The organism is Arcicella aquatica, from assembly GCF_034928825.1.
GTDB classification, from domain to species: Bacteria; Bacteroidota; Bacteroidia; order Cytophagales; family Spirosomataceae; genus Arcicella; species Arcicella aquatica.
On record NZ_JAYFUL010000014.1, the window covers coordinates 51,907 to 65,251 of the forward strand.

Annotated in this window: 13 protein-coding genes; 9 read left to right on the forward strand and 4 right to left on the reverse strand. The window is 33.9% G+C overall.

Translation table 11 applies throughout. The annotated features are described in order from the left end of the window. The first annotated feature begins 305 nt into the window (after nt 1–305). Nucleotides 306–1,502, forward strand: a complete 1,197-nt coding sequence (locus VB264_RS10795) for a nucleoside permease (protein ID WP_323249236.1) — start codon at nt 306–308, stop codon at nt 1,500–1,502. A 222-nt stretch (nt 1,503–1,724) separates the two neighbouring features. On the opposite strand, the gene VB264_RS10800 is transcribed toward VB264_RS10795, so the two are convergent. After that, a complete protein-coding gene (locus tag VB264_RS10800) occupies nt 1,725–1,976 on the reverse strand; it encodes a hypothetical protein (protein WP_309912213.1) in 252 nt (83 codons plus the stop codon). Between the two features lie 229 nt (nt 1,977–2,205). Here VB264_RS10800 and VB264_RS10805 point away from each other — a divergent pair, with 229 nt between their 5' ends. After that, on the forward strand, nt 2,206–2,541 hold the full coding sequence (locus VB264_RS10805) for a helix-turn-helix domain-containing protein (protein WP_309912211.1): 336 nt from the start codon (nt 2,206–2,208) through the stop codon (nt 2,539–2,541). Between the two features lie 69 nt (nt 2,542–2,610). On the opposite strand, the gene VB264_RS10810 is transcribed toward VB264_RS10805, so the two are convergent. From VB264_RS10810 to VB264_RS10820, 3 genes are all read right to left on the reverse strand, one after another. After that, nucleotides 2,611–3,759: an acyltransferase family protein gene (locus tag VB264_RS10810; RefSeq protein WP_323249238.1), complete on the reverse strand. Its 1,149-nt coding sequence runs from the start codon at nt 3,757–3,759 to the stop codon at nt 2,611–2,613. Nucleotides 3,760–3,827: 68 nt separating this feature from the next. Next, complete coding sequence (locus tag VB264_RS10815) at nt 3,828–5,336, reverse strand: glycosyltransferase family protein (RefSeq protein WP_323249240.1); 1,509 nt, start codon at nt 5,334–5,336, stop codon at nt 3,828–3,830. 60 nt (nt 5,337–5,396) lie between these two features. Then, nucleotides 5,397–6,581, reverse strand: coding sequence for a sensor histidine kinase (locus VB264_RS10820; protein ID WP_323249242.1), 1,185 nt, complete (start codon nt 6,579–6,581; stop codon nt 5,397–5,399). A 781-nt stretch (nt 6,582–7,362) separates the two neighbouring features. Between VB264_RS10820 and VB264_RS10825 the strand changes: the two genes are divergently transcribed. From VB264_RS10825 to VB264_RS10855, 7 genes are all read left to right on the forward strand, one after another. Beyond that, nucleotides 7,363–8,337 carry an N-acetylornithine carbamoyltransferase gene (locus tag VB264_RS10825; RefSeq protein WP_323249243.1) on the forward strand — a complete coding sequence of 325 codons (975 nt, stop codon included), beginning with the start codon at nt 7,363–7,365 and terminating at the stop codon, nt 8,335–8,337. Between the two features lie 54 nt (nt 8,338–8,391). Continuing rightward, nucleotides 8,392–9,177, forward strand: coding sequence for an acetylglutamate kinase (argB, locus tag VB264_RS10830; protein ID WP_323249245.1), 786 nt, complete (start codon nt 8,392–8,394; stop codon nt 9,175–9,177). A gap of 268 nt (nt 9,178–9,445) precedes the next feature. Then, nucleotides 9,446–9,679 (forward strand): hypothetical protein, encoded by a 234-nt coding sequence (locus VB264_RS10835; RefSeq protein ID WP_323249247.1) that lies wholly within the window; start codon nt 9,446–9,448, stop codon nt 9,677–9,679. A 3-nt stretch (nt 9,680–9,682) separates the two neighbouring features. Beyond that, nucleotides 9,683–10,057 (forward strand): type II toxin-antitoxin system VapC family toxin, encoded by a 375-nt coding sequence (locus VB264_RS10840; RefSeq protein WP_323249248.1) that lies wholly within the window; start codon nt 9,683–9,685, stop codon nt 10,055–10,057. A 23-nt stretch (nt 10,058–10,080) separates the two neighbouring features. Further along, nucleotides 10,081–11,007, forward strand: coding sequence for an ADP-ribosylglycohydrolase family protein (locus VB264_RS10845; RefSeq protein ID WP_323249249.1), 927 nt, complete (start codon nt 10,081–10,083; stop codon nt 11,005–11,007). 33 nt (nt 11,008–11,040) lie between these two features. Further along, nucleotides 11,041–12,120: a M20 family metallo-hydrolase gene (locus tag VB264_RS10850; protein WP_323249251.1), complete on the forward strand. Its 1,080-nt coding sequence runs from the start codon at nt 11,041–11,043 to the stop codon at nt 12,118–12,120. Nucleotides 12,121–12,138: 18 nt separating this feature from the next. Continuing rightward, nucleotides 12,139–13,323, forward strand: a complete 1,185-nt coding sequence (locus VB264_RS10855; RefSeq protein ID WP_323249253.1) for an acyltransferase family protein — start codon at nt 12,139–12,141, stop codon at nt 13,321–13,323. Nucleotides 13,324–13,345 lie beyond the last annotated feature (22 nt).

Genomic DNA, 13,345 nt, shown 5'->3' on the forward strand with positions numbered 1-13,345 from the left:
TTTTGAGCACTACTATACGCTATAGAATTTTATCAGATAATTATTTTGTTGATGAAAAAAGTCAGAAAATGACCTTCCAGTAATTCAAAAAAGTTTGACAAAAATAAAACATGTTTTTTGATATTTTCAAATTTTTTAAAATGTCAGAAAAATACAATGCTAGATAATTAATTGTCTTTTAATTATTTAGCATTCAAGTTTGTATTTTTAGGGTTAGTCATGACAGAATTTATAAATTTATGAATTAATTTACTTGCTTGAAAATCTTCAATTTTAGACTTTTCTTACTTTATCTAAAACAAAATATGCGATTAACTACTAGAATTCAACTTATGTTTATGATGTTCCTGATGTTTAGTACATGGGGAGCTTGGTACGGTCAAATGGGTAAGTACTTATTTACTTCATTACATGCTAATGGTGATCAAATAGGAAGTGCTTACGCTACTTTTTCAATTGCTTCAATTTTTGCCCCTTTTTTCGTAGGATTGATTGCTGATAGATTCTTTTCAGCACAAAAAGTAATGGGTGTTTTGAATATATTAGGAGCCGTTATTTTATATTTCTTAATTCAAAACAAAGACGCAGATACTTTCTTTTGGTATATTTTAGCTTATACCTTGACTTTCGCACCAAATTTGGCATTGTCTAGCTCTATTGCGATGAATCAGATGAAAGACCCGGGTAAAGAATTTCCTCCTATTAGAGTATTGGGCACGATTGCTTGGATTGTAGTAACCAATATTATTGGATACTATGAGATTGGGGATAAAGTAACGATTTTCCAAATTGCGATGTTTACCTCTATTGCTTGGGGTATTTATGCTTTTACTTTACCTAATACACCTCCAAAAGCTAGTGGTACAGCCTCTGTTTCGCAAATTTTAGGTACGGATTCATTTGTACTTTTTAAAGATAGATCTTTCTTAATATTCTTCATATCATCGGTTTTAGTATGTATTCCATTAGCATTTTATTATGCTCATGCTAATTTGTCACTTACGGAATCACACATGACTAAGGTAGAGAACAAGATGTCTTTAGGACAAGCTTCAGAGGTATTATTTATGCTTTTGATTCCTTTTGCTTTACAAAAGTTTGGTATTAAAAAGATGTTAATCGTTGGTCTTATCGCTTGGATTGTCAGATTTATCTGTTTTGGTTATGGTGATGGTATTTCATCGGAATGGATTTTATATTTAGCAATTGTATTGCATGGTGTTTGTTATGATTTCTTCTTTGTTACTGGACAAATTTATACAGATAATAAAGCGGGTGATAAAATCAAGAACTCGGCACAAGGTTTAATTACATTGGCTACTTATGGTGTCGGAATGGGAATCGGCTCGTTTCTTTCTGGAAAAGTATTGACAAAATATACTACTGGTAATGTCCACGATTGGACTTCTGTCTGGATGGTGCCTGCTGGTATTGCTGCCGTAGTGTTAATTCTATTTGTGATATTTTTTCACGACAAAAAAACAGAAAAATTAGTGGAATAAAAGATTTTAATTATTAATTTTAATACTCCTAGAAAACGCTTATTACTAGATAAATCTTTTGAATAATTATATCTTAAAAGTATCATTAACGCAAATTAATGATAATTAGATATAAATAATTTAAGATTTTGAAAACAATTTCTAGTAATAAGCGTTTATACTTAAAATGTGACAAGATTAATTTTATTGTCCATTACTAATCTGTTCTCTTCTTTATCAAGACTATATTTTTTTAGGATTTTGCCCCTTTTTTTGATTAATCTCTTCTACAATTTTTTCAATTAGCTCTGTAAGGCGTAAGTCAGAAGAACGAAGTTTGTAAACATTATCCATTAATCTTGCACCCTTTAAACTATCATACTCAGGTGCGATAATGATAATTCTTTGCCTCCAATTATTCGGTAAAGAATCTTTGCAAGCTTTTATCCTGCATTTAAGTAATTCGGATGTTTTTTTTAGGTCATTTGGTGGCATACGAATGTCAGAGCGTTTATATTTGTACCCTACAAATTTTGTTAGACAAAATTTGTTAGGCACTAGGTCGATTTTATGTATTAATTATCAAAAAAATTGATAATACAAAGCTATAGTTATATGAGTATAACTCAAAATTTACATTAAATAAATCATAATAAATCAACGTTAATTATTAAAGATAAATACTAATACTTCTTGAGAATTAGATTATTTACCCAGCACACAAATGAAAAGAATTGAGGACAGAGTAAGAGTACTAATTGTAGAAAAAGGAATGACGTTATTACAATTAGCGACTCAATCAAAAATTACGGAAGCTACTTTACATGCTATTTTAAATAGAAACGATGCAAAGTATTCTCAGTTGAAAAGAATGGCGGAAACATTGAATGTAAAAGTTGCTTATTTAACAGGTGAAACAGATATTCCTTCGATGTCTGTAGTGCAAGAATCAGAAGCTGGCTATGTTGCATTGAAAGCTGATGATGTCATTGAAATGCAAAAACAAATTATAGAGCTACAAAGTAAATTACTTATGCAAAATACTCCTAGAGAAAACTAGCCCAATGTTGGGGCATAATGATTGATAATCAGAATATTAGTTTAACAAAATATTCTGATTATCAAATATTTATCGGTTGAATCTTTCTTTCAAACGTAATAATGGCGTTTCTATAAAGCGGAAGGATAAGTCACACACAAGGACGGTTAAACCGATGGCTGACGTGTATAGAATGACGTTAAAAACAGGAAGGCTCAGGTTATTCCCCAGAAAGTAGTGTATCGCATTGATACAGAATACAATAACGGCTGAATGGTAGATATAAATACCGTAAGAAATTTTACCTAAGTAATGAATAATTGGGGTTTCTAGGTTTAGGATTGTATTAGGGTTTGCTGCTACATTGATAATGAAATAGCAAAAGAAAAAGCCATGAAATTCGAGATTGAAACCCGGGATATAGACATTTGACCCAATTATCAATACTGTTATCGTGTAAACGATGATTTGAGTACTCTTTTTAAATAAGAAAGATAAAATCTTTTCTTGTTTACTAAAAACTAGATAGGCTCCAATCCCTCCAATTACCATTGTTAATATTCTAAACTGACTAAAAAATAGGGCTAGGTTTTCATAAATCTTAGCCTTGGTTGCTTCTGGTAAATCACTCAACTTTAGAAAATAAAAAGAAGTACTTCCTACTATTGCTACAAATACTGATACTACGATTAAAAATGATTTTAAAGGATTTTTCCTTTTAATAATCCACGGCCAAATGGCATAAAATTGTTCTTCAATACCAATAGACCAAGTTTGGGCACATAAATAGGGTGCTCTGTAAAATACAAAACCTACATTGGGAAGGAAAAGTAAAAAGAAAGGGAGTCTTTTATAAAAATTAGTATCATAATTAAAGTCATTCCCCAAAGGACCATAGAAAAAAGAAAATTCTGGAAAAACAAAAAACGCTAGCAATACTATGATATAATACAATGGCCAAATTCTCAGGATTCGCCTGATATAAAAATCCTTCGTAGAAATATCTCCTCTTCTATTTTTTTCACTCAACAAAAGGTAGGTAATCAAAAAGCCGCTTAATACAAAAAATAAACCTACGCCCAACTTTCCCATATTTTTTAAAATAAAGAAATCATAAAAATTTTCAAGACCCATCAAATATTTTATTTGTTCTGTATGATGGATGAGTACTGAAAAAGCGGCAATAAATCGAACTCCATTTAAATTAGGGAAATAAACTGATTGATGAGATTTTTGCATTATTTGCTTTAAGATTGATTAGTTTTAATAATGTAAGGATAGTTGAGTCCAAGTATTTTTGAAAAGTACTATCGGACTATTTTATATATAAACCAAGTCTCGTTATGATTGTGTGAAGGATTTAAAACGTAAGCAATGTTATCTATAAAACTTGGTTCTATGTCAGTATCGTGCTGTAAGTTGGGGAATATTTTTTTCATCATCGCAAGCCTTGCTTCCAAATCTGCCGAGCCCACTAAAATTAAATAGTTGGGATATGCCTTTTTACCCGATTTAAGCTCGTTTGGCAGATCTTCTAGTTTTTTAGGGGTATCAATATCATAATAGTCTAATCGCCTGTTTAAATAAAAGATAGCCACTGGTTGCGATGCCTGAAAGTTTTGCACAACAAAATTCTGAAGATCACCTTTTTCTCTGAAATAGTTCATACTTTCTACCCTCGAACGTTTAGTGTAGGTTACCGAAAGAATACAAAGTAAAATAGTGTTGAGGATAATAAACCAATAGACCAGCACCTTAGTCGTAGTCCTGAACCATGCTTTGTTTTGCAATGTTTCATAAATATCTCTGAAACCGATTACCCCCAATATCAAGAAGAAAGGAATAAAAGGCAGGATGAATCTTTCTTGTTTATTAGGATAATAAGAGTGAAAAGCAAAGAAAAATAACGAAGCCAAAAACAACATTCGTCTGTTGCCAGCTTGGGTTGCCGTTTTGAAATAACCCGCAAAAAACATTAATGACGATAAGGCCAAGGTTAAGCCCGCCATTGTTCCGATATACCTATGCCAAGGGCCATTAGGGTAAATCTCAATATTTTTTGCATCAGCATTGAACGTGAAATAAGCTTTGATAGAGGCAATAGGATTGCCCCAATATACATAATCAAAAATTCCTTGCGTGAGTAAATAAAAAAGGATGCATCCGAATCCAAATAGAATGGCTTTTTGCCATTGATTTTTAGTCAACAGCCAAGTTAAACCAATTGTAAAAGGAATAAATACAATTTGATAACGGAATACAAAAGCGATGACAAACCAAAAAGCTGCCCAGAGAACAGATTTGTTATCTAATTTTGGGTTGACAGCATAATAACAGGCAATCAATAAAGGAGGAATACAAACAAATTCTCTTAGATTTCTAACCGACATAAACGGGAATACCCAAAATACAGCTAACAATAACCCAACGATTTTTGCATCATTTTTTCGGTTACTTAGTCGTTCCGTCAGTTTATACCCATAATAAATGCTTAATAACGAGAAAAGGCTATTGACGATTCTTGCGAATAACATTTTTGTTTCTGGATTGGTTGTACCAAACCATTCACAAGTAGCAAAAATTAAATAATGGATATAGGGATATATTAAACTGAACAGATAGGCTTCACCATTTACTAAAAAATCTTGTGTAAAGGGAGAGTCAATTTTGTCGAGCAAATTTTGTGCAAGCACAACTACTTCATAATGGTCGTCTGTAAAAGCATATCCTTTAGAGAAAATAATAGATAATACCCTGAAAAAGAGGCCAATAAGTAATATCTTCTTGAGATTTAAAGCATCTAAGTATTGTTGCATAATGTAATTGCCTAAATTGTCGTGCAAAATTAGACATTTTAAGAGCAAAAAGAAAGCTGATTAAGCATCAAGCAAAATTCTGAATGTAGTGCCTTTATTTAATTCCGAATGTTTTACAAATAATTTACCATCATGGTATATTTCAATAATACGTTTTGCCAACGTTAACCCTAAGCCCCAACCTCTTTTTTTAGTACTAAAGCCTGGATTAAAAACCTTGCTGACATTTTGTTTAGAAATACCTTTGCCACTATCGCTAATGTCGATGGCAATTTTATTGTTTTTGGTTTCAGATAAGGTGATTTTTAAAGAGCCAACGCCCCCCATGGCATCAACCGCATTCTTACAGATATTTTCGATTACCCATTCAAATAAGTAGCGATTGATATTAACGGTTTGTTTTTCGTCAAGTTGATTATCAAATGAAAAAATAATTTTTGTAGAAATCCTTTTTTGCAAATACGACATAAAGGTCTCTATTGTTTCGATGATGTTTTCTGGTTTTAATACTGGAATAGACCCAATGTTTGAAAAACGAGTTGTGATAATATCTAATCGGATAACGTCTTTTTCTAATTCCTTAACGATTTCGGGGTCATAAGTTGGGTCATTTTTGAAATATTCAACCCATGCTGTAAGAGAAGAAAGGGGAGTACCTAATTGATGAGCAGTTTCTTTCGCCAAACCTACCCAAACTTGATTTTGTTCCGAACGTCGTGACGCATCGAAAAACAGATAGGCTGCCAAGCCAAAGACTAATACTACCGCTAATTGAAAAAGGGGGTAGTAACGAAGCAAATCTAATAAACGAGAATTGCCATAATAAATATATTCGGTGTGGAGGGTCATGTCGAGCTCAATAGGTGGATTATCGTCTCTGATGATTTCCTCTAGTTTTTGCTGTAAAAAGGTTTGCTGTGCTTTAGAGCTTAAGCCCTCAGGCATTTCTATGTTTCTAGCAGTTAAATATCCGTTTCCATCTTTATGAATGATAGGAATGGTATTATTCTCATTCGATTTTTTTATTTTCTCAAAGAAAAAATTTACATCCTGATTCGGGTCGCTGGTCATGGCATATTTCAGCGATTCAGCATATAATTCTATTTGCTGTTTTTCACGTTCTTCAAGCTTAGAAACGATTTTGTCGGTAAAGTATAAAGAAAATATACCGACAATCAAGCAAAACCCTAAGAAGGCTACTTTCCACCAAGTATTACGGCTATAAATATCTACAGATAAGATCATAAATAATATGCTAAATAAGCGATTTTAATATTAGGCAATTAGTTTTTCCCTTTTCCCTAACGTCAAATCTACTGCTTTATTTTTTAAAAATAAACGATAAAGTGTTGCTGACAGAGCTAATTGTTTGTTAAGAAAATATTCTTCTTACCGATAATTGATTATGCCTAATCCTATTGATAAAATAGGCTTAAATGATAATGAAGCTGTTTAAACGTTCCGTTTCTTAGGTGAAAGTATTGTATTTTTGAAAAAATCAATTCTAAAAGACTTAGTTTAACCCGTAAGGGAACGTTTAAACAGCTTCATAGTAAGATTGAAATAATACAATATTGATATAGAGGTTTTTTTAAAGGGCAATTAGTAATTATAGCGTCATAAAAAAATAATAAAAAAATGAGTTTGGCGCATCCTTTTCCTTACTTTTTACGTAGGTACTCTTAAGGAATAGGATTTGTTATCTTTTTTAAAGGTATAAGTCTATATTTTGGTGTGTTAGTGGCAGTATGGCGATTCTTTCTAAGGTTCGCCATATTTTTTTGCTCGATTGCAATATAAAACTTTTTAATCTACTCAATTTTGATAAAAATGTTTTTATCAAAATAAGTCTAATCTTTATTCACTACAAACCCACGATTTAATAGTTCTTTAACTGTTTTAACAAAATCATACATTATTTTAACAATTGAATTAACTTTGCAAAATCTTCTTCAAAAATATTAATCTGCTTAATCAGACTTGAAGAAATTTAAATAATATCTAAGATTAAATCAGCTTATAAAATATGCAACATTTTCTGTCGGTCAAAGATGCCATTGATGTACAAGCACTTGTAAAAGAGGCCCTATTATACAAAAAAGCTCCTTATGCAGATAAACACCTAGGTAGAAATAGAACTATGGGTCTTTTGTTTTTTAACTCAAGTCTTCGTACTCGTTTAAGTACACAACGTGCCGCTCAGAATCTTGGACTAGAGCTTATGGTAATGAATGTTGGACAGGATGGCTGGGGCTTAGAGTTTGAAGATGGAGCCATCATGAATGGTGACAAAGCCGAACATATTAAAGAAGCTGCTCCAGTTGTGGGACAATACTGTGATATTGTGGGTATTCGTAGTTTTCCGACATTAGTAAATCGTGAAGAGGATTATTCAGAAAAAGTAATAAATCAATTTGTAAAACATACAGGTAAACCAATCGTAAGTTTGGAATCTGCTACTCGTCACCCACTACAATCGCTAGCCGATTTAATTACGATTGAGGAATTGAAAACGAAGCCTCGTCCTAAGGTAGTACTTACATGGGCTCCGCACGTAAAAGCTTTGCCACAGGCTGTGCCAAATTCTTTTGCAGAATGGATGAATGCTGCTGATGTTGATTTTGTGATTACACATCCAGAAGGCTATGAGCTTGCCCCTGAATTTGTAGGCAATGCCAAGGTTACTTATAATCAAGAAGAAGCATTTAAGGATGCCGATTTTATTTATGCCAAAAACTGGTCGTCTTATGAACAATACGGGAAAATATTGAATCAAGACCCAGCGTGGATGGTGACGATGGACAAAATGAAGCTGACCAACAATGCTAAGTTTATGCACTGCTTGCCAGTTCGTAGAAATATTGTAGTAGAAGATGCCGTCTTAGATTCTCATCATTCTGTAGTAGTTCAACAAGCAGGTAACAGAATATGGTCGGCACAGGTAGTGTTGAAGCAAATTCTACTTAAAATAATCAAAGAAGAAAGTCCTTATTTATTCTAGCTTTTGTTTTTGAAAATGCTTGATAAATGTCAAAAGCGTTTTCTATAAGATAATATGAAATTAACAGTTGTAAAAATCGGAGGGAACGTTATTGATAATCCTGCTTTTTGTGAACAGTTTCTAAAAGATTTCTCAGATATTCCTGCACCCAAGATTTTGGTTCATGGCGGAGGTAAAATAGCCACCCAAGTAGCTGAAAAATTAGGCATCGAAACCGTCATGGTTGAAGGAAGAAGAATCACGAATAAAGCCATGTTGGATGTCGTAACAATGGTGTATGGTGGTTTGGTCAATAAATCATTAGTAGCACGTATGCAACAATTTGGCGATAATGCCATTGGATTGACTGGTGCGGATGGTGGTGTGATTTTATCGAAAAAGCGTCCAGTAAAAACGATTGACTATGGTTTTGTCGGGGATATTGAAAAAATAAATAGCTCTTTCATTGCCAGTTTGTTAGCCCAAGATATTGTGCCAGTGTTTGCTCCTTTGACGTATGACAAAGAAGGAAATATGCTGAATACCAATGCTGATACACAAGCCCAAGCAATAGCTGTGGCAATGACAGAGGACTATGAAGTAAACTTGGTTTATTGCTTTGAGAAAAAAGGAGTATTGTCAGACCCAGAGGATGATGACGCTGTAATAGCTGTATTGAAGCCAGCTGATTATGAGCATTATAAAGCTGAAGGAGCTATCAACAAAGGGATGATACCAAAATTGGATAACGCCTTCAAAGCATTAACTGATGGAGTAGCACAAGTAACAATTTGCCATGCTAAAGAAGTAAAATTGGCCGTTAAAGATGGTATCGCAGGAACAAAACTAGTAGGGGCTTGATATAAAAGATAATGAAGCTGTTTAAACTTTCCGTTTCTGAGGTGAAAGTATTGTATTTTTGGATTGATTTTTTCAAAATTTGTGAAGCATAGCATCGCTACGTTGAGTGAATTTTGGAACAAGCTATTCTAAAAGACTTAGTTTAATCCGAAAGGGAAAGTTTAAACAGCTTCAATAGTAATATTAAAACTTAGCCTTTTTTATTCAAAACATTGTAAAGCCATTATTTAAAAATTATTTTTACGAAAGAAAATAAAAACGAGGAATAATGAATGTTACATTTGAGATAAATACCCAAGCAGAATTGGAAAAGCTTTTTTCATTATTTAAGTCTTTCCAATTTGAAAATATCAGCGTAATTTCATCTGACTTGAAAATCAACCCTTTGATTACGAAAGGAGATAAGTCTATTGACCCAAAAGGTTTGTTCGGAATTTGGAAAGAAAACCCTCGGGATTTAGATGAAATTAGAACTCAGTCATGGAAAAGAAACTTGGAGTAATTGATGGTACTTTGCGATACTAATATCTTTATAAGTGCTTTTAATGGTAAAGAGCATACCATTGATGCAATAGGTAAAATAGGTTTTGATAACATCGTGATTTCATCAATAACATTGATGGAGCTTTATCAAGGGATGAGAAACAAAACAGAGCTTGCCCAAATGAAAAAGAAAATAAAATATTTTGATGTAATAGATATTGATTTAGAAACCTCGAAACTGGCAACTTCTCTGATTGAAAAATTCAAATTGAGTCATGGATTACAAATCCCTGATGCTATTATAGGTGCTACTTCTGTGATTCATCGAATCCCACTATTTACATATAACTTAAAAGATTTCAGCTTTATTCCCAATTTGGATTTGTATGAAGTCTAAAAGAGTTCTAAAAAAATCAAATAATGCGCAGTAAAGGACTACTTTTTGGCATTGCCACTGGTGATGCTTTAGGCGTACCTGTAGAGTTTATGAGTCGTAAACATTTACAAGCAAAACCAGTAGTGGGGATGCGTGAATATGGTACGCATCATCAACCTGCTGGTACTTGGTCAGATGACACTTCCATGTCGCTTTGTTTGGCTGAACAACTCATAGAAGGCTACGATATAGAACAATTAGCCAAGCGTTTATGTGATTGGTATCAATTCAACGTCTGGACACCCCGAGAAGTTGTTTTTGATGTTGGTATTGCTACACGAAATGCTATTGATAAAATATTAAAAGGGGTTTCTCCTTACCAATCTGGTGAATGTGATGATTATTCGAATGGCAATGGGTCATTGATGCGTATTCTGCCATTGGCTTTTTACCTAAAAAATAAGCCTATTGACCAACGTTTTTGCATGGTCAAAGAAGTATCTAGTATTACTCATGCACATGTTCGTACCATTATTGGTTGTTTTTTTGCCGTTGAATTTGTCATAAACCTATTAAAAGAAGAAAATAAGTTTGAGGCTTATTACGAAACCCAAAATACTGTTCGCGATTACTTGCATTTAATTCAAATAAAAAGCGCTGAAATTGAGCTTTATAATAGAATTTTATTTGATGATATTTTTCACCTCGCTCAAGAGGAAATTTTCTCTTCTGGATACATTCTTCATACATTAGAAGCCAGTCTCTGGACATTTCTTACGACCGACAATTTTCATGACGCTGTCCTAAAGGGTATAAATTTAGGGGGTGATACCGACACTATTGGCTCTGTAACGGGTGGAATGGCTGGTTTGTATTATGGTTTTGACCAAATTCCAGCTGAGTGGATTAATCAATTAGCGCGTAAAGAAGATATTTTAGCACTTTCAAACCGGTTTGCAATATTCGGATAAAAAGCTACTTGGTTCTGAAACCAAGTTAATGATATGACCTTACAACAACAACTTACACAAGACGCTATTGCCCTTTTAAAACAATTGATTGCTACGCAATCGTTTAGCCGTGAAGAGCAACAAACAGGTGATATTCTTGAAGAATTTTTCAGAGAAAGAAATATGCCTTTTCGTAGAAAAATTAACAACCTCTGGGCAAGGAACAAACATTTCAATCCTTCTTTACCAACGGTACTTCTCAATTCACATCACGATACCGTAAAACCTAATCCTTCTTGGACGTTAAACCCTTTTGAACCACTCGTGGTAGAGGATAAGCTATATGGTTTAGGGAGTAATGATGCAGGGGGATGTTTAGTGAGTTTATTGGCTACTTTTTGCTATTTTTATCACAGAAGTGATTTAAGTTTCAATGTCCTTTTTGTAGCATCTGCGGAGGAAGAGATTTCAGGCGTAAATGGGCTGGAGTTATTATTGAAAGAAAACGATTTGCCCGAAATATCATTCGCCATAGTAGGAGAGCCGACAGAAATGCACTTGGCAATTGCCGAAAAAGGTTTGATGGTGGTAGATTGTACTGCTCATGGAAAGGCAGGTCATGCTGCTCGTGAAGAAGGAGATAATGCCATTTACAGAGCGTTGCGTGATATTAATTGGATTCAAAATTATGAATTTCCTAAAGTATCGCCTGTATTAGGGAATATGAAAATGTCGGTTACTATTATCAATGCTGGAAAACAGCATAATGTGGTGCCTGATACTTGTACTTTTACGATTGACTGTCGGGTAACAGAGCAATATTCATTAGAAGAAACACTGGATACTATTCGCCAGCATATTGAATCAGATGCGCAGGCTCGTTCTATTCGCTTGAAACCTTCTTCTATTCCGCTTGAACACCCAATTGTGCTGGCAGGGTTAAAATTGGGGAGAAACACTTATGGCTCACCTACTACTTCCGACCAAGCAGTGTTAGACTGCCAGTCGCTGAAACTAGGCCCTGGGCATTCTGGTCGCTCGCATACTGCAGATGAATTTATCTATCTGTCAGAAATAGAGGAGGGAATAGATTTATACATTAAAATGTTGGGAGAAGTAATCATTGCTCGATAATCATAAACACTGCAAACAATGTCTCAATCATTATTACCCAATAGACTTACTGCTGCCGATGTATATCGTGGCTTTGTGATGTTTTTAATGATGGTTGAGGTATTGAGTTTTGAAAAAGTTTCGGAAGCATTACCCCAAAGTACTTTTTGGCAATTTCTGGCATTCAATCAATCGCATGTAGAATGGATAGGCTGTTCGTTACATGATTTAATTCAACCTTCTTTTTCTTTTTTAGTAGGCGTAGTCCTTCCTTATTCAGTGGCTAATCGTTTGCAACAAGAAGGAAGTTTTTCCAAGACATTTGGTCATGTATTGTGGCGTTCTTTGAAGTTGATTTTATTAGGTATTTTTCTTCGTTCTCAATGGCGAAACCAAACAAATTTCACATTTGAAGATACCCTTACTCAAATAGGCTTAGGATATTCGTTCTTGTTTCTATTGAATTTCCGCTCACAAAAGACACAGATTACAGCCTTAATTATCATCCTTTTGGGCTATTGGCTAGCTTTTGCAGTTTATCCACTGCCTGATGCTTCTTTTGATTATTCATCAGTTGGTGTGGATAAAGATTGGCCACATTTACTAAAAGGTTTTGCTGCTCATTGGAATAAAAACAGCAATTTTGCTGCACATTTTGATCAATGGTTTTTAAACCTCTTCCCCCGTGAAAATCCTTTTGTTTTCAATGGAGGAGGGTATGTTACTTTGAGTTTTATTCCTACTTTAGGCACCATGATTCTTGGACTTTTGGCTGGCAATATATTGAAATCAACTACTACGGCTAATCAAAAACTGAGAATATTTATTATGCTAGGAATAGCAGGATTAGCCTTAGGGTCATTGATTAATAGCTTAGGTATATGTCCGAATGTAAAAAGAATATGGACACCTACTTGGGTAATCTTTAGCGGAGGTTGGTGTTTTCTGTTAATGGCATTTTTTTACTGGACGATTGACGTCCTTGAAAAAAGAAACTATGCCTATTTTTTGTTAGTAATTGGCACAAATTCTATCGCTGCTTATATCATAGCACATACGGTAGATTCATATATTGCAAAATCTTTATTCATCCATCTCGGGAAAGATTATGCCATGATTTTTGGGATTCCTTATAAAACCTTGGTGCAAGGAACACTCATTTTATTGTTTGAATGGCTAATTTTGCGATGGATGTATCAAAAAAAGATATTTATTAAGGTTTAAAACGAATTATAAAAGATAAAAA

What these genes read in the sequence shown, in the direction of transcription:
- VB264_RS10835 (WP_323249247.1), top strand. Translation starts at nt 9,446, where the DNA reads ATGAATGTTACATTTGAGATAAATACCCAAGCAGAATTGGAAAAGCTT.
- VB264_RS10805 (WP_309912211.1), top strand. Translation starts at nt 2,206, where the DNA reads ATGAAAAGAATTGAGGACAGAGTAAGAGTACTAATTGTAGAAAAAGGA.
- VB264_RS10825 (WP_323249243.1), top strand. Translation starts at nt 7,363, where the DNA reads ATGCAACATTTTCTGTCGGTCAAAGATGCCATTGATGTACAAGCACTT.
- VB264_RS10815 (WP_323249240.1), bottom strand. Translation starts at nt 5,336, where the DNA reads ATGCAACAATACTTAGATGCTTTAAATCTCAAGAAGATATTACTTATT.
- VB264_RS10810 (WP_323249238.1), bottom strand. Translation starts at nt 3,759, where the DNA reads ATGCAAAAATCTCATCAATCAGTTTATTTCCCTAATTTAAATGGAGTT.
- VB264_RS10840 (WP_323249248.1), top strand. Translation starts at nt 9,683, where the DNA reads ATGGTACTTTGCGATACTAATATCTTTATAAGTGCTTTTAATGGTAAA.
- VB264_RS10855 (WP_323249253.1), top strand. Translation starts at nt 12,139, where the DNA reads ATGTCTCAATCATTATTACCCAATAGACTTACTGCTGCCGATGTATAT.
- VB264_RS10820 (WP_323249242.1), bottom strand. Translation starts at nt 6,581, where the DNA reads ATGATCTTATCTGTAGATATTTATAGCCGTAATACTTGGTGGAAAGTA.
- VB264_RS10795 (WP_323249236.1), top strand. Translation starts at nt 306, where the DNA reads ATGCGATTAACTACTAGAATTCAACTTATGTTTATGATGTTCCTGATG.
- VB264_RS10850 (WP_323249251.1), top strand. Translation starts at nt 11,041, where the DNA reads ATGACCTTACAACAACAACTTACACAAGACGCTATTGCCCTTTTAAAA.
- VB264_RS10845 (WP_323249249.1), top strand. Translation starts at nt 10,081, where the DNA reads ATGCGCAGTAAAGGACTACTTTTTGGCATTGCCACTGGTGATGCTTTA.
- argB (WP_323249245.1), top strand. Translation starts at nt 8,392, where the DNA reads ATGAAATTAACAGTTGTAAAAATCGGAGGGAACGTTATTGATAATCCT.
- VB264_RS10800 (WP_309912213.1), bottom strand. Translation starts at nt 1,976, where the DNA reads ATGCCACCAAATGACCTAAAAAAAACATCCGAATTACTTAAATGCAGG.